This is a genomic window from Maricaulis sp. (assembly GCF_030149235.1).
Taxonomy (GTDB): Bacteria; Pseudomonadota; Alphaproteobacteria; order Caulobacterales; family Maricaulaceae; genus Maricaulis.
Genome location: NZ_JASBRW010000079.1, coordinates 17,188 through 31,294, shown reverse-complemented (window position 1 = coordinate 31,294; position 14,107 = coordinate 17,188). Strand labels below are relative to the sequence as shown.

The 14,107-nt window shown below is 58.4% G+C and carries 16 protein-coding genes and 1 tRNA gene; 11 read left to right on the top strand and 6 right to left on the bottom strand.

Going from position 1 to position 14,107, the window contains the following annotated elements; translation table 11 throughout:
* Both Q1V51_RS12040 and Q1V51_RS12035 read right to left on the bottom strand, forming a co-directional pair.
* Positions 1-555: IS6 family transposase (locus Q1V51_RS12040; RefSeq protein ID WP_300556674.1), on the bottom strand; the 555-nt coding region annotated here is incomplete at its 3' end.
* Between the two features lie 69 nt (positions 556-624).
* On the bottom strand, positions 625-828 hold the full coding sequence (locus Q1V51_RS12035) for a helix-turn-helix transcriptional regulator (RefSeq protein ID WP_300556671.1): 204 nt from the start codon (positions 826-828) through the stop codon (positions 625-627).
* 122 nt (positions 829-950) lie between these two features.
* Here Q1V51_RS12035 and Q1V51_RS12030 point away from each other — a divergent pair, with 122 nt between their 5' ends.
* The 8 genes from Q1V51_RS12030 to Q1V51_RS12000 all read left to right on the top strand — a co-directional run bounded on the left by Q1V51_RS12030 (position 951) and on the right by Q1V51_RS12000 (position 7,782).
* A complete protein-coding gene (locus tag Q1V51_RS12030) occupies positions 951-1,550 on the top strand; it encodes a hypothetical protein (RefSeq protein ID WP_300556669.1) in 600 nt (199 codons plus the stop codon).
* 274 nt (positions 1,551-1,824) lie between these two features.
* Positions 1,825-3,150 (top strand): DNA methyltransferase, encoded by a 1,326-nt coding sequence (locus tag Q1V51_RS12025; protein ID WP_300556667.1) that lies wholly within the window; start codon positions 1,825-1,827, stop codon positions 3,148-3,150.
* The gene (locus tag Q1V51_RS12020) at positions 3,147-3,539 is read left to right on the top strand and encodes a DUF5681 domain-containing protein (protein WP_300556665.1); all 393 of its coding nucleotides are present in this window, start codon (positions 3,147-3,149) and stop codon (positions 3,537-3,539) included. Before Q1V51_RS12025 ends, Q1V51_RS12020 begins: the two co-directional genes overlap by 4 nt.
* Complete coding sequence (locus Q1V51_RS12015; RefSeq protein ID WP_300556663.1) at positions 3,526-4,992, top strand: hypothetical protein; 1,467 nt, start codon at positions 3,526-3,528, stop codon at positions 4,990-4,992. The genes Q1V51_RS12020 and Q1V51_RS12015 overlap by 14 nt, the downstream gene beginning before the upstream one ends.
* An 82-nt stretch (positions 4,993-5,074) precedes the next feature.
* Positions 5,075-5,386, top strand: a complete 312-nt coding sequence (locus Q1V51_RS12010) for a hypothetical protein (protein ID WP_300556661.1) — start codon at positions 5,075-5,077, stop codon at positions 5,384-5,386.
* A 63-nt stretch (positions 5,387-5,449) separates the two neighbouring features.
* Entirely contained in the window at positions 5,450-5,728 is a 279-nt protein-coding gene (locus Q1V51_RS13475) for a DUF3489 domain-containing protein (protein ID WP_366522745.1), read from the top strand.
* Positions 5,729-6,148 (top strand): DUF2924 domain-containing protein, encoded by a 420-nt coding sequence (locus Q1V51_RS12005; RefSeq protein WP_300556660.1) that lies wholly within the window; start codon positions 5,729-5,731, stop codon positions 6,146-6,148.
* Complete coding sequence (locus Q1V51_RS12000; protein ID WP_300556659.1) at positions 6,148-7,782, top strand: recombinase family protein; 1,635 nt, start codon at positions 6,148-6,150, stop codon at positions 7,780-7,782. The genes Q1V51_RS12005 and Q1V51_RS12000 overlap by 1 nt, the downstream gene beginning before the upstream one ends.
* Before the next feature lie 340 nt (positions 7,783-8,122).
* Here Q1V51_RS12000 and Q1V51_RS11995 read toward each other — a convergent pair.
* Positions 8,123-8,213 (bottom strand) — tRNA-Ser (locus Q1V51_RS11995).
* 191 nt (positions 8,214-8,404) lie between these two features.
* Here Q1V51_RS11995 and Q1V51_RS11990 point away from each other — a divergent pair.
* The 3 genes from Q1V51_RS11990 to Q1V51_RS11980 all read left to right on the top strand — a co-directional run bounded on the left by Q1V51_RS11990 (position 8,405) and on the right by Q1V51_RS11980 (position 10,294).
* Positions 8,405-8,980 (top strand): DUF1579 family protein, encoded by a 576-nt coding sequence (locus Q1V51_RS11990; protein WP_300556658.1) that lies wholly within the window; start codon positions 8,405-8,407, stop codon positions 8,978-8,980.
* 79 nt (positions 8,981-9,059) lie between these two features.
* Positions 9,060-9,623 carry a hypothetical protein gene (locus Q1V51_RS11985; RefSeq protein ID WP_300556656.1) on the top strand — a complete coding sequence of 188 codons (564 nt, stop codon included), beginning with the start codon at positions 9,060-9,062 and terminating at the stop codon, positions 9,621-9,623.
* Positions 9,620-10,294, top strand: a complete 675-nt coding sequence (locus tag Q1V51_RS11980) for an HAD-IB family phosphatase (protein ID WP_300556655.1) — start codon at positions 9,620-9,622, stop codon at positions 10,292-10,294. Before Q1V51_RS11985 ends, Q1V51_RS11980 begins: the two co-directional genes overlap by 4 nt.
* A 9-nt stretch (positions 10,295-10,303) precedes the next feature.
* Here the strand turns inward: Q1V51_RS11980 and serA are convergent, their stop codons facing one another.
* From serA to lepA, 3 genes are all read right to left on the bottom strand, one after another.
* Positions 10,304-11,512, bottom strand: a complete 1,209-nt coding sequence (gene serA, locus Q1V51_RS11975; RefSeq protein WP_300556653.1) for a phosphoglycerate dehydrogenase — start codon at positions 11,510-11,512, stop codon at positions 10,304-10,306.
* Positions 11,513-11,590: 78 nt separating this feature from the next.
* A complete protein-coding gene (locus tag Q1V51_RS11970; protein ID WP_300556651.1) occupies positions 11,591-12,121 on the bottom strand; it encodes a redoxin domain-containing protein in 531 nt (176 codons plus the stop codon).
* A 68-nt stretch (positions 12,122-12,189) separates the two neighbouring features.
* The gene (gene lepA, locus Q1V51_RS11965; protein ID WP_300556649.1) at positions 12,190-13,998 is read right to left on the bottom strand and encodes a translation elongation factor 4; all 1,809 of its coding nucleotides are present in this window, start codon (positions 13,996-13,998) and stop codon (positions 12,190-12,192) included.
* Between the last annotated feature and the right edge of the window lie 109 nt (positions 13,999-14,107).

The following is a 14,107-nucleotide window of genomic DNA, read 5'->3' as shown; positions in this document are numbered from 1 at the left end:
AGATCTGAACCGGTTCATTATTTTCTCTCGCCGTCGTAGCGGCTGATGCGAGTTTTCGGCCCGATTGTTGAGCCACCTCCCCATCTCCTGGCGCCCCGCATTCCCGATCTCTCTCAGGGCGGCTTTGTATGAGTCCAACCGGTCCGTCACTATGATTTTCGGATTGCCATACCACTTCATCGCCTTACGCAGAAACTTCAACGCAGCCTTGCGATCACGGCGTTTGGTGACGAACGCCTCCAGCACTTCACCCTCGTGATCAACAGCGCGCCAGAGGTAATGAAGCTCCCCGTTGATCTTCACAAAAATCTCGTCGAGATGCCAAGTCCAGTTCGAGTAGTTCGTGTTCTGGACGCGGCGTCTTCGGATCGACTTCGCGAAGAGTGGATCGAACCGGTTCCACCAGAAACGCACTGTCTCATGCGTGATGTCGATGCCGCGCTCGTGCAGCAGATCTTCGACGTTCCGTAGTGAGAGGGGAAAGCGAATATACATCATCACCGCGAGTCGAATGATTTCGGGCGAAGTTTTGAAGTACCGGAATGGATTGCGCATCAGAAAACGCTACGGTTTCAAGCCAATCCGCTCAAACCGTTTTTCTTCTGACAACGCCCAAAGCGGACATCACCCAAGCAACTGGCCCAAGTCGACCTCCAGTGCCTTAGCAAATTTCTCGACAACTGTGATCGTCGGGTTTCGGGCGCAACGCTCAACGCCTGACACGTATGTCCGGTGCAAGCCGGCACGGTCGGCCAGCTCTTCCTGAGACCAGCCCCTGTCTTTGCGCAGCTTCACGATGTTTGCGGCCAGGCGCTCACGAATTGCCATGCTCGCGACTGGACAAGTCCGCACACTATAGATCTACAGACGATGAGTCTCATTTTCCGTTGACTAGTGTCCAAGCCTGAGCAGGAATGAGACTTATAGGATGCAACCGGGGGATAAATACCATGCACGCGAAGACCGCTCTATTGAGCTACATTTTGACGATTGCCACAGCCGGATGCGCTACGACACAAACACCGGAAGAGCGAGAGCTCGAGTTCCTGGCGCTGAGCCAGGCACATTTTACGCAGTCGCTTTCAGTCACAGATGACCCGCTGAACTCAGATGTTCGGATAAACACGCGAACCGGATGGCGAGATTATCAATTCAGCTTCGGACCCAGAGATGATCAGTTTTTACGTGCATCGCTTCCACGCGGTGAAGGGGTCGTCGTTCTGCAGGCATACGTGACAGCGGAAGCCAATACGACGGCAGCTCTACAGCCAGTTTCAGTCAACTTTGAACACAGCGTTGAGGCTCGTACCGTTGATCGCGTCAATCTCGATGTTCGATCCTGCTCTCGCAATAGCTGCATCTACTACGAGGAAATGGTGTTCGATCTGACCCTGGCCGAGATCAATCAGCTGATTACCGGGATTGAAGACCGCTCACACCAAGTGGTCCGCTTCCGCATTCAAGGCCTGAGCGGTCGTCAACGCGATGGACGCTTCCACATTTCGGAGCTGCGAGCGTTTCGGGATGCCGTTGTCGCACACGCGAACTAGGCGCACTCCAAATCTGGTTTACCCAGCATCTTGCCAACTCGCTCAAGAATCACCAATCATAGTGACATTGCGAAGCAGCAAATCGCGCCCTCCGCTCTCCGGTCATCGCTCGGAAAGCCCAATGGATTGAGGACGGCCCGCAGATCTACTGTACGCAGGCTACATGGCGTTCGGTGTCTTTCCAAGGATGGACACGTGAATACAGACTACCAACACCTGATGCCAAATCGATAACGCGATTTGCCCCGGCTAGCCCGGGAGAAAGGTGTTGGGCATGCCCCGGCAAGAAAACGATACACGCACACTGCACGTGTGCATTAGCGAACTGACTCCGTATGAGCGACACGCCCGCAAGCATGACGCCGGCAAGCTAAAGGCGCTTGCCCGATCCATCGAGCAACTCGGTCTGATTGACCCAGTCATCATTGATGAAGGCCTAGTAATCCTGTCCGGGCATCTGCGAGTGGAAGCCTGCCGCCGTTTGGGGTTGAGCCAGATCAAAGCCATTCAGGTTTTCCATCTCAACGACCATCAGAAACGCGCCTACGTAATTGCGGCCAACCGGTTCCCGGAACGAGGCGGCTGGGATCGCGACTGCCTGAAACTTGAGATCGGCGCTCTTATCGAGTTTGCCCCTGAGCTGGATATTGAAACCACAGGCTTTGAGGTGCCTGAAATCGATCTCATGTTCGCGACCGAAGACACGACTTCCCCAGTCGCGAGCGAAGAAGAGATCCCAGAGCCGCCCGTGGAACCCATCTCACGCCCGGGGGACCTTTGGAGGCTCGGCGAACACCTTGTTTATTGCGGATCCTGTCTTGAGGCCGCCAGTTGGCGCAAACTGATGGGCAATGAGCGAGCCCAGATCTGCTTCACCGATCCTCCTTACAACGTGCGCATCAAGGGCCATGTGACTTCGAAATCTCATGATGAATTCGACATGGCGGCCGGCGAGATGTCGCCCGCTGAATTCACTGAATTCCTCGCGTTGAGCCTGGGACATGCGACCAGCGTCTCGTCGAACGGTGCGCTTCATTACATCGCCATGGACCACAGGCACCTACGTGAGCTCTACGCAGCGTGTGACCCGATCTACACTGATCAACTCAATCTCATTGTATGGAACAAAACCAATGCAGGCATGGGTTCGTTTTACCGTTCCCGCCATGAGCTGATCGCCTTGTTCAAAGTGGGGCACGCGCCCCATACCAACAATGTCCAACTGGGCAGATTTGGGCGTAATCGCTCGAATGTCTGGACCTATGCCGGCGCCAATACGTTCCGGTCTGGGCGGGACAAGGATCTCGCTGACCACCCTACGGTTAAACCCACGAAGATGATCGAGGACGCGCTCCTTGATGCGTCTCGACCTAAGGACATCGTGATCGACGGATTTGCTGGCTCAGGGTCGACCCTGCTCGCCGCAGAACGAACCGGAAGGCGCGCTCGCGTGATCGAACTCGACCCGCGCTATGTGGACGTCATTCTCAGCCGCTGGAGCGCGACGACCGGCGAGAAGCCGGTGTTGCTGGAAGACGGCCAGCATCCACATCTGGCGCTCGCCCTCGCCGCCCCTGAATCGGAAGGAGCAGCGTCATGAGCGATTACGAAATCGGATACGGCAAACCGCCCAAAGCCAACCGCTTTAAGAAGGGCAACTCCGGAAACCCTAAAGGTCGACCGAAGGGCAAAAAGAACTTCGCCACGATCCTGGTCGAGGAGCTCTCCGAAAAGCTCACAATCAAGGAGGCCGGCAAGTCCCGGAAAGTCACCAAGCTGGAAGCGGTCACAAAACAACTCGTGACCAAGGCCATCAACGGCGACCCTCGGGCGCTGGCTGAGCTCCTGAGACAGATCCACGCCCACTGGCCGACAGAACAAGACGGTCAGAACGCCGAGTTGCCCGCAACAGAGGAGGATCTGGCGATCCTCAACGACCTCATGCAGCGCACGGCATCGAACGCGGGAGGTCCAGATGAAAATCACTAAGGCAAGCAAGGCGGAGGTTGCCGCAGCGGCACGCAAAGACTTTAAGGCCTTCGTACGGTTGGCGTTCAATCTCACACACCCAGACATCGACTTTCATGACAACTTCCACATTGATGCGTTGTGCCATGAGATGGAGCAGATCCGCACGGGCAAGGAGAAACGTCTGTCCATCAACCTGCCGCCTCGTACGCTTAAATCCTTCATCGTCTCGGTGGCATTTCCTGCCTTCATGCTCGGGCACGACCCAGCGAGGAAATTTATCGTCGTCAGCCATAATGAGGCACTGGCGGAAGAACAATCCGGCCAGTTCCGGAAGCTGGTCTCACACTCGCAGTTCAAGGCGATTTTCCCCACTCTAAACCCGCCTCCGACCAAAGATACTCAGCGCGTGTATGTGACAAACAAGAACGGCGGCAGGCGCGCCGTGACAACGCAGTCAGGCGTGACAGGCCTTGGGGCTGACTTCCTCATCTTCGACGACCCCATCAGCGCCGATGACGCGACCAACCAGAACCGGTGTGAGAAGGTCAAAAACTGGATTACCAAGAGCGCGATGTCTCGGCTCAACAACGCCGCTACCGGTGTCGCGATCCTCGTCATGCAACGCCTTTCGATCTGGGACCCGCATGCGGCCGTCGCACAAGCGTCGAATTGGAGGACGCTAAGCCTTCCCGCGATCTCGGACAAAACGCGATCGATCACGACCGGCCCGAACTCCAGGTTCGACTGGAAAGCCGGCGAGCTACTACACCCGACACGCCTGCCTCACGCTTATCTGGATGAACAGCGGACCTTGATGGGTGAAGCTGCGTTCAAGGCTCAGTTTCTTCAGGCCCCAGTTCCAGGCGGTGGGGGGCTAATTGACGTTGGCAAGTTCAAGTTGGTTGACGAGCTGCCCAAACGGCCACCGGACACGGTTCTGATGAGTATCGATCCTGCTGCGGGTGGCAAATATGCCAAATCTTACTCGGTCATCCTAGTCTTTCATGTTTATGACGGGCGCATCTTTCTGAAAGCCCGCTGGCGTAATCAGGTGGAATTCGCCGAGTTGAAGGCGACCACACTTGAGTTCGTTAAAAAGTACAAACCCGATGAACTCGTGATCGAGCAAGCATCAAGCGGAGCCCCTCTTGCGTCTGAGGTGCACGAGCACCTAAAGGCACTTTGGCAGATGAGCTCAAAGACCGTACCGAAGTTGCACCCGTTCAAGCCGAAGATGAGCAAGGAGGCTCGATGGGACGAAGCGAGTTTATTGGTGTCAAAAGGACGACTGCATATCCCCAACCCGGACAAATTCGCCTGGGCACAATCGCTCATCGACGAATGCCGAGCGTTCCCTCAGGGGGCTAATGACGATCAGGTCGATGCACTTTCTCAAGCCCTGATTACCTACCACCGCCTTTATGATCAGTCGCACAAATCGAAAGTATCCCTTTTCCAGCTCGGCGCTTGATCACTTCGGCTCGACACCTTCTGCCGGACCACTGCTCTTTTCACTGGACCAGCACCGCTCACCTGAGCGGTGCTGGTGCATTATGGAAGATGACATCGATCTTGGGCACCTATTCGCGGAGGTGACAGCGGCCGCTGAAGATGCAGCCACAGCCAGCGTCGAGGGCCACACGGCCCCGTCAATCACGACACTCGAACAGACACGCAAACAATTAGTTCGTGCGTTGCTCATTCTAAACACGGCTGAGACAGCCCTTCGACCCATGCGCGTTGGGCCAGCGCCGCTCATTGATCCATCGGCGCTGGCTGCGGCTATTGAGCAAAACCACCAACTTGGACTGGACTTCAACACCATATCGAGCATCCATGAAGCCAAGCCCGGCGGCGAAGTTTAACCGACCCCGGGCTCGCCTCGGTGCAAGCGCAGCAATGTCGGAGCGCACACACCGGAGGCGATCATGCAAACCACCATCCCTGTCGATCAAGTTCTGTCGAACCCTAACAAGGCGCAGCTCACCTGCCCCTATCGAGCGGGCACAAAAAAGGCTCGGCTCCATCAGCTCCTGCGACCACCAAAGGGCATCACCAGCCCGCAACTCGCCACGCTCCTAGGCTGGCGCCCCCATACGGCCCGAGCCGCTCTCACGGGGCTACGCAAGGACGGTGTGGCCTTAGACACTCTACCTCCGTCGACAGGCGAACATCACGCCCGCTACCGTCTCAGCCGGGAGGTTTAGATGATGAGATCAACCGAGCTCAAGCTGACGGTTTTGCCCGACCTCGATCACGCCGCTCTCTCTGAGACTTGGCGAGACATCATGGGCCAACCACCACCCAAGCGATTAAGCGCTCCTTTGATGCGCCGTTTCCTGGCTCACCAAGTTCAAGTTGAACGAAATCGCGGCCTGACCAAGCGAGCAGAGAACCAGCTCAAGGCCATGTCCGGGCCCAATCCGCGACCGAAGGCGACAGGCATTCAACCGGGCGGAAGGCTCATTCGCGAATGGAACGGCTGCCTCCACGAAGTAGAGGTTCTAGAGAAGGGGTTTAGCTGGAACGGCGGCACCTATCGATCGCTCAGCGCGATAGCTCAAGCAATCACTGGAACACGATGGTCCGGCCCGCGCTTTTTCGGCATAGAGAGGAGACGCCCCTGATGCCACAAAAGCGAACCATCCGATGCGCGATCTACACCCGAAAGTCCTCTGACGAGGGCCTCGACCAAGAGTTCAATTCACTAGATGCCCAGCGCGAGGCATGTGAAGCCTATATCGCCAGTCAGAAGCATGAAGGCTGGAAGCTTCTTACCCAGCATTATGATGATGGCGGGGTATCGGGTGCAACGATGGAGCGCCAAGGCCTTCAGCGTCTCCTTGGTGATATCGATGCGGGCAAGGTCGACCTGGTCGTCGTCTACAAGGTCGACCGTTTAACACGGTCGCTCGCCGACTTCGCCAAACTCATCGAGCGACTGGACGCGTCCGGATCTTCATTCGTCTCCGTCACGCAGGCCTTCAACACCTCGACATCAATGGGACGTTTGACGCTCAATGTTCTGCTGTCCTTTGCTCAGTTTGAATGGGAGGTCACGGCTGAGCGTATAAGGGATAAGATTGCTCAATCCAAAGCCAAGGGCATGTGGATGGGAGGGAACGTGCCCTTAGGCTATGACGTCGATGGCAGGTCGCTGACACCGCACGCCAGCGAAGCTAAAATTGTTGTGCGCCTCTTCGAGCTTTATGATGAACTCGATTGTCTGCGCCAAGTAGAGCAGCGAGCGAGCAAAGCGGGGTACCGGACCAAGGTCCGGCAAATGAAGAACGGGCGAACGACTGGAGGTGGACCATTTTCACGCGGCCGCATTCAGCACATCCTTCGCAACCCCCTCTATGTCGGCAAAGTCCGACACAAGAACGTGGTCTACGACGGACTACATGACCCGATCATCGACCACGATTTGTTTGAACGGGTCCAGGCGAAGCTAGACGCGGCGTCGAGGCGAACTGCGAAAGTAAGAACGGCAAAGATATCTAGCCCTCTCGCCGGGCGGATTTTCGACGAACAAGGCCGTCGCCTTACTCCTTCCCATACGACCCGAGGACCGAAACGATTTCGGTACTACGTCTCGCAGTCGCTCGTGAAGAAATCCGGCGAGGCAGGAGATGGCATTCGACTGCCCGCGCAGACAGTGGAAGCTGCGGTCACATCCGCTATCCAGACCCGGATCACACAGGACCGAGCCGTGTTGCTATCGTCTGCTGATCAAACGATTGAAGAAGTTGAGAAGCGAGAGCAAGCCCTCGACCGACTTGCAAACGCCGCACCCGAGAAGCTGCTTGCGGTCGCAACGCGTGTCGTGGTCGGACCCGCTCACTTAGGGATCAGACTTCGGCTCCCCGCCGACGCATGGGCCGGCTGCGCCCCAGTCGAGATCCTTGAACCCTTCACTATCCGCCGTAGAGGTGTTGAGCGTAAAATCGTTCTTGGTGATGCTCGCCCCGCACCAGATGAAACTCTCCAGCGCACACTCGGGCGCGCCCTGAATTGGAGAGATCGTATCCTTGCAGGCGAACGCATGGAGGCACTCGCTGAAGATGCCGGTGTTTCGAGCAGGTTTTTGCGGGACCGACTTCAGCTCGCTTTCCTGTCTCCAGTCATCATGACAGCCATCCTCAACGGGACCCAGCCTGTCGATCTCTCCACCAACACCCTTGTCAGGTCCGACATCCCGTTGGACTGGTCTGAACAAGAGCGAATGTTTGGCTTCGACCGTCCAAGTCTCGTTCGCTGATGAAGCTGATTTCTTCCCTGCTAAATGCCCTCGCTAAAGCGAATTTCCCTGTTAGCTGACACAGGGAACTCCTCAGCTAAACAGTTGAAAGTTTGATGCGTTCCATCAGGTAGGATGGGGCGCTTCGCTGTTCAGTGGCTAATTTCGCTGCAAATCGGCCATTATCAGGGAAATCCCCAGTACCCGGACCACCACACATGGCGGTTTGAGACTTTCGGGGTTTTCGGGGGTATTGGGGGGAGTTGGTTCGGTCTCGGTTCCAGACACGGCTTCGCAAGCCCCGGGAACTTGGGGAAGAAATTGCCACTTCATGGAAAGAGACCAGACCTGCCGGTCTGAGTGGCGGTGAGGGTGGGATTCGAACCCACGAGACGGGGACACCGCCTACACGCGTTCCAGGCGTGCGCCTTCGACCACTCGGCCACCTCACCGCAAGAGGCGCGGACTATAGCCATAAAGCGGCGGACGGCAAGGCGTCTCACTCAGTGGGCGCAGAAATAATCCCTGACGCGCTTTTTGTGACCAAATTCCCGTTTGCTGGGACGGTTGCGAAGGCCCGGGTCTGGCCCCGCATCCCGCTGACCCGCTAGCCTGCTCTGACTGGCTGGACAGGAACATTACCATGATGACCCCACTGATCTGGATGACGACGCTCACCGTGGCATTGCTCACGGCTCAAACCGATGCTGATACCGAGCCGCAGACCTTCCCGGGGGCCGAAGCGCAGGCCGCGATGGCCCGGCTGGCGCCGCTCGCCGGCGATTGGACAGCAACGGTTTACCGGATGACCGAGGATGGTTGGAGCGAGGCCGGGACTGAGCACGCCCATATCTATTTCATGCTCAACGATCTCGCGCTGCGCGAAGACCCCGATCCGGATGGGGTCAATGGCTGGCAGCTGGAAAGCACTCTCCAATACGACCAGAACCGCGATCACTATCGCCTCGTCGCCATAGACGATACCTGGGGCAATATGGACATCTATGAGGGGGATTTCGACGCCGACGGTCGGCTAGTCCTGTCCAATCTGCGATCCGGGACGAGTTATGTTGGTGAGGACGGCACGACCCTGCACTTCCGACTGACCACGGCGATTGAAGGGGTGGACCGAATTGTCTTCAGCGTCGACATGTCCATGGATACCGGAGAAAGCTGGCAGGCTTATCAACGCATTGTCCGAACGCGGCAGCACAGCTGACGATCCGCTACGGACTTGCGGTCGGTCATGATCCGGGCTTGGGTACGGGTTTGAGGGCCACCAAGCCGCCGGAGCTGTCATGCCGCATTATCCCAGCCTGCAGGAAGGCGATTATCTTGAAGCGTTGTTCAAGCGCTTCCCGCGCGGTGTCGCGCCTCTGCTCGCCCTTCATGACGATATCATGCGCGCGCCCTCGGATCTCAGCATCGGCGAGCGCGAGCTGATCTCGGCCTATGTGTCCGGCCTCAATGCCTGCCGCTTCTGCTTCGGGGCCCACAAGGCCATGGCGCAAGCCTTTGGCTATGAGCAGGCTTTTGTGGAAAGTCTGGTCCATGACGGCCCTGCCGCGGCGGGCATCGACGCCAAATTACGGCCCTTGCTGGACTATGTCCGTCAGGTCACCGAGGAACCCGCGAAAATCAGGCCGAGCCAGGCCGAGGCCGTCTACGCCGCCGGATGGAGCGAGGATGCGCTCTATGACGCGGTCCAGGTCGCCTCGCTCTATGCCTTCATGAACCGGATCCTGGACGGTGCCGGGATCGAACCGAAAGCGCTTTTCGCCGACCCCAGCAAGGAAGAACTCGAAAGCCGCCGCAACTCCAGCTATACCGGGTGGGGGCAAAAGGCCGGGCTGATCCCTTGAAACGACTGATCGCGTTTGATGTCGATTCCACGCTGCTACGTGTCGAGAGCCTCGATACGGCGATCGAACACGCCCTGTCCGGTCGCGATGACCGGGTCGAGATTTCCGAACAACTGCACGCGCTGACACAGGCCGGGATGACCGGCCGCATGGAATTGCGCGACAGCCTCACACAGCGCCTCGCCATCATTCCGCTTGATCGCGGCAATATCGAAGCGGTGTCCGAGCGCCTGCGGCGCCAGGTCACTCCGGGCATGAAGCCGCTGCTGCGCCAGCTGCGTGAGCAGGGCGATGAATGCCATGCCATATCCGGCGGTTTTACCGACCTGCTCGAACCGGTATTGCAGGATCTCGGCTTCGCCCGCGGCGAGATCCACGCCAATTCAATGGTGTTTGACGGCCCGACCGTTGTCGGTCTCGATCTCGACAATCCCCTGTCACGCAATGGTGGCAAGGCCGAGATCCTCGGCCATATCGGCGCCCGGGCGGAGCAGACCGTGATGGTCGGCGACGGCATGACGGATTTCGAGGCCTATGAACAAGGTGCCGCGGATCGTTTCATCGGTTTCGGCGTCATCGCACAGCGCGAAGTGGTCCTCGCTGCAGCGGAGCATTCCGGCGCGGAGTATGTCCGCTCCGTGGACGCATTGATGACCGCGCTGCGGCGTTAACCCCCAGGTCTAGCCACCGATCAGCCGGACCCGGATGGAGCCATCGAGGGCCTTTACCTGCTCGACCAGATTATCCGGGAGATCGCCTTCCAGATCGGCAATGACATAGCCGAAATCGCCCCGGGTCTCGAGACGCTGGGAGGCGATATTGGCCCCGCTGGCGCTGACGACCTCGGTCAGGCGCGACAGATAGCCCGGCGCATTGCCGTGGAAGCTGATCACCCGGGCGCGGCTCTCAGGCACCGGGCCCGGCTCCAGCTCGGGGACATTGACGGCCCCCTTGGTGCTGCCTTGCTGAAGGAAACGCGCCAGCTTGAGCGAGACATCCTCGCCGATGGCAGCCTGGGCCTCGAGCGTTGAACCGCCAATATGCGGTGTAAGAATGACATTCTCGAATTGTTGGAGAGGCGAAACGAATGCTTCGTCCTTGGAGGCCGGCTCTTTCGGGAACACGTCAATCGCCGTGCCGAACAAATGACCACTCTCCAGCGCATTGGCCAGCGCGTCGATATCAACAAGATTGCCGCGCGCGTGGTTAATCAGATAGCTGCCCGGCTTCATTTTCGCGATCTCGGCCGCGCCCATCATGTTGCGGGTCTGCGGTGTGTCGGGCACGTGCAGGGTGACGACATCGCACAGGCCCAGCAACTCATCCAGCGTGGCAACGGAACGGGCATTCCCATGCGCCAGCTTGGGCTCGATGTCGTAAAAATAGACATGCATCCCCAAAGCACTCGCCAAAACAGAGAGTTGCGAGCCGATATTGCCGTAGCCAACAATGCCGAGCTTCTTGGAGCGCACTTCGTGGGAATGCTCAGCGGTCTTGCGCCACTCTCCGCGCATCGCAGCGCCGGCGCGATGCGGAATGCCACGCATGAGCATGATGATAGAGGCCAGGGTCAGCTCGGCAACGGACCGGGTATTACCGAAGGGGCCATTGAAGACCGGGATACCCCGCGCCGCGGCTGCCTCGAGATCAACCTGGTTGGTGCCGATGCAGAAACAGCCCAGCACAGCGAGATCCGGTGCGGCATCGAATGCCGCTGCGTTCATCTTGGTCCGCGAACGAATTCCGGCGACCCGTGCGCGCGCGAGCGCGGCGTGCAGGTCCTCGACCGGCAAGGCGGCGCCGTGGCGCTCGATCTTCAGCCCCGCCGCGAGAAGCTGGGCGTCAGCAACAGCATGAACATTTTCAAACAGGATCGCCGTCTCGGACATGGTGCACCTCATCGTGTTCCAGGCAAACTAGCCCGGATTCGTTGCAGTGCACCATTTATCCGTGACGGAAAGCGGAAATTATTCCGCAGCGGCCATTTCGCGCAGCGCCGCCAACGAGTTGTCGACATGCGGGTATGGGCTACCGTCGGCATAGTGATAGGCGATGGTCGAGTCCTGATCGATCACATAGGTAATCCGGCCCGTCCAGTTGCCGCCCGGGCGCATGTGGCTCTCATAACCGTTGATAATGTCGTCATTGACGGCAAAAACCGGAAAGGCATCGGCGCAGTGCTGGGTCGAGAACTCGGAGAGTTGGTCCGTATTGCCGGCGGTCAGGCCGATGACCTGGGCACCGAGTGCTTCGAACTGGTCGATCGACTCAGCGAAGCTCGCCGCCTGGGCATTGCACCCGCCCGTGAAAGCGGCCGGGAAGAAGAAAGCCACAACCGGTCCGTTGGTCAGCGCTTCAGACAGGGTCAGCGTCACCGCTTCACCGGCCTGGAAACCCTGGACCGTGAAGTCCGGTGCGGCATCGCCGACATCGAGGTCGGCCTGAGCCGCGGCGGAGAGACAAGTGGCAGCAGCAAGAGCAGCGATAAAACGGCGCATATGGGTATCCCCTTGGAAGAATCTCTGCCGGCAAAGATGAGACACTGGCGGCAAATGACAAGAGCAGACTAGTTATCGTCCATCTTCAGAGCGGCGATAAAGGCTTCCTGCGGGATGTCCACCTTGCCGAACTGGCGCATCTTTTTCTTACCCGCCTTCTGCTTGTCGAGCAATTTGCGCTTACGCGACGCGTCACCACCATAACATTTGGCGGTCACGTCCTTGCGCAGGGCGGCCAGGGTTTCGCGCGCAATAATGCGCCCGCCCAGTGCGGCCTGGATCGGGATTTTGAACATGTGACGCGGGATCAGGTCCTTGAGCTTTTCGCACATGGAGCGACCGCGCATTTCGGCCCGGGCCCGGTGCACGACCATGGACAGCGCATCGACCGGCTCGTCATTGACCAGGATCGACATTTTCACCAGGTCGCCGACACGGTTGTCGATGAACTGGTAGTCGAAGGAGGCATAACCCTTGGTCACCGACTTGAGACGATCATAGAAGTCGAAGACGACTTCATTGAGCGGCAGCTCATAGACCAGCATGGCGCGGTTGCCGGCATAGGTCAGCTCGTTCTGGATACCGCGGCGGTCCTGGCAGAGCTTCAAAACACCACCGAGATACTCGTCCGGCACCAGGATCGTGGCCTTGATCCAGGGCTCGGCAATGGAGTCGACCTTCACCGGGTCCGGCATGTCGGCGGGATTGTGCAGATCGATCTCGCTGCCATCAGTCATAGTCAGCTTGTAGACCACGGACGGCGCCGTGGTGATCAGTTCGATGTCGTATTCGCGTTCGAGACGCTCGCGGATCACCTCGAGATGAAGCAGGCCCAGGAAACCACAGCGGAAACCGAAACCAAGCGCCGCAGAGGTCTCCATCTCATAGGAGAAGCTGGCGTCATTGAGGGCGAGTTTCTCGATTGCGTCGCGGAGATCCTCGAACTCGGCGCTATCGACCGGGAAGAGGCCACAAAAGACAACCGGCTGGGCCGGTTTATAGCCGGTCAGGGCCTGCTCGGTCGGGCGCTTGTCATCGGTGACCGTATCACCCACGCGGGCATCGCGAACCTGTTTGATCGAGGCATTGAGGAAACCGATCTCGCCCGGATACAGGGCGTCGAGGTTCTCCTTCTTCGGACGGAACACGCCGACGCCATCAACTGGATAGGCCGCACCCGTACCCATCAACCGGACGCGCATGCCCTTCTTCAGCGTGCCCTCAACCACCCGGACCAGACAGATCACGCCGAGATAAGGATCATACCAGCTGTCGACCAGCATGGCTTTGAGCGGTGCGTCTGGCGAACCGGTTTCCGGCGCCGGCAGACGTTGGACGACAGCCTCGAGGACCTGATCGATATTCAGTCCGGTCTTGGCGGAAATCTCGACCGCATCAGAAGCATCCAGACCGATCACATCCTCAATCTGCGCCTTGATACGCTCCGGTTCAGCGGCCGGCAGGTCGATCTTATTGAGCACCGGGACGATTTCATGGTCGACCTCGATCGCCTGGTAAACATTGGCCAAGGTCTGGGCTTCCACACCCTGCGACGCATCAACGACCAGCAGGGACCCTTCACACGCAGCCAGGGATCGGTTGACCTCATAGGCGAAGTCGACGTGTCCAGGCGTGTCGATCAGGTTGAGCGTATAGGTCTTGCCGTCCTTAGCGGTGTAGTCGAGACGCACGGTCTGCGCCTTGATCGTGATGCCGCGTTCGCGCTCGAGCTCCATATTGTCGAGCACTTGTTCCTTCATCTCACGGTCGGACAGCCCGCCAGTGAACTGGATCAGGCGATCGGCCAGAGTCGACTTGCCGTGGTCGATATGGGCCACGATCGAAAAATTGCGGATAAGGGACGGATCTCTACTCATGAGGCGCGAATTAGCATTGCGGCCCCGAATGTCCAAGCGGCGTGCGCTGCTAGGCCTCAACTATCACCGCAAAAGAAAACCCAGCCCCGTCACAACAGGGCTGGGAAGG

Excerpts from the sequence above, each read along its gene's own strand:
- Q1V51_RS12030 (WP_300556669.1), top strand. The coding sequence starts at position 951 with ATGCACGCGAAGACCGCTCTATTGAGCTACATTTTGACGATTGCCACA.
- Q1V51_RS11990 (WP_300556658.1), top strand. The coding sequence starts at position 8,405 with ATGATGACCCCACTGATCTGGATGACGACGCTCACCGTGGCATTGCTC.
- Q1V51_RS12005 (WP_300556660.1), top strand. The coding sequence starts at position 5,729 with ATGATGAGATCAACCGAGCTCAAGCTGACGGTTTTGCCCGACCTCGAT.
- Q1V51_RS11985 (WP_300556656.1), top strand. The coding sequence starts at position 9,060 with ATGCCGCATTATCCCAGCCTGCAGGAAGGCGATTATCTTGAAGCGTTG.
- Q1V51_RS12015 (WP_300556663.1), top strand. The coding sequence starts at position 3,526 with ATGAAAATCACTAAGGCAAGCAAGGCGGAGGTTGCCGCAGCGGCACGC.
- Q1V51_RS11970 (WP_300556651.1), bottom strand. The coding sequence starts at position 12,121 with ATGCGCCGTTTTATCGCTGCTCTTGCTGCTGCCACTTGTCTCTCCGCC.
- Q1V51_RS13475 (WP_366522745.1), top strand. The coding sequence starts at position 5,450 with ATGCAAACCACCATCCCTGTCGATCAAGTTCTGTCGAACCCTAACAAG.
- Q1V51_RS12035 (WP_300556671.1), bottom strand. The coding sequence starts at position 828 with ATGGCAATTCGTGAGCGCCTGGCCGCAAACATCGTGAAGCTGCGCAAA.
- lepA (WP_300556649.1), bottom strand. The coding sequence starts at position 13,998 with ATGAGTAGAGATCCGTCCCTTATCCGCAATTTTTCGATCGTGGCCCAT.
- Q1V51_RS12000 (WP_300556659.1), top strand. The coding sequence starts at position 6,148 with ATGCCACAAAAGCGAACCATCCGATGCGCGATCTACACCCGAAAGTCC.
- Q1V51_RS12010 (WP_300556661.1), top strand. The coding sequence starts at position 5,075 with ATGGAAGATGACATCGATCTTGGGCACCTATTCGCGGAGGTGACAGCG.
- serA (WP_300556653.1), bottom strand. The coding sequence starts at position 11,512 with ATGTCCGAGACGGCGATCCTGTTTGAAAATGTTCATGCTGTTGCTGAC.
- Q1V51_RS12025 (WP_300556667.1), top strand. The coding sequence starts at position 1,825 with ATGCCCCGGCAAGAAAACGATACACGCACACTGCACGTGTGCATTAGC.
- Q1V51_RS12020 (WP_300556665.1), top strand. The coding sequence starts at position 3,147 with ATGAGCGATTACGAAATCGGATACGGCAAACCGCCCAAAGCCAACCGC.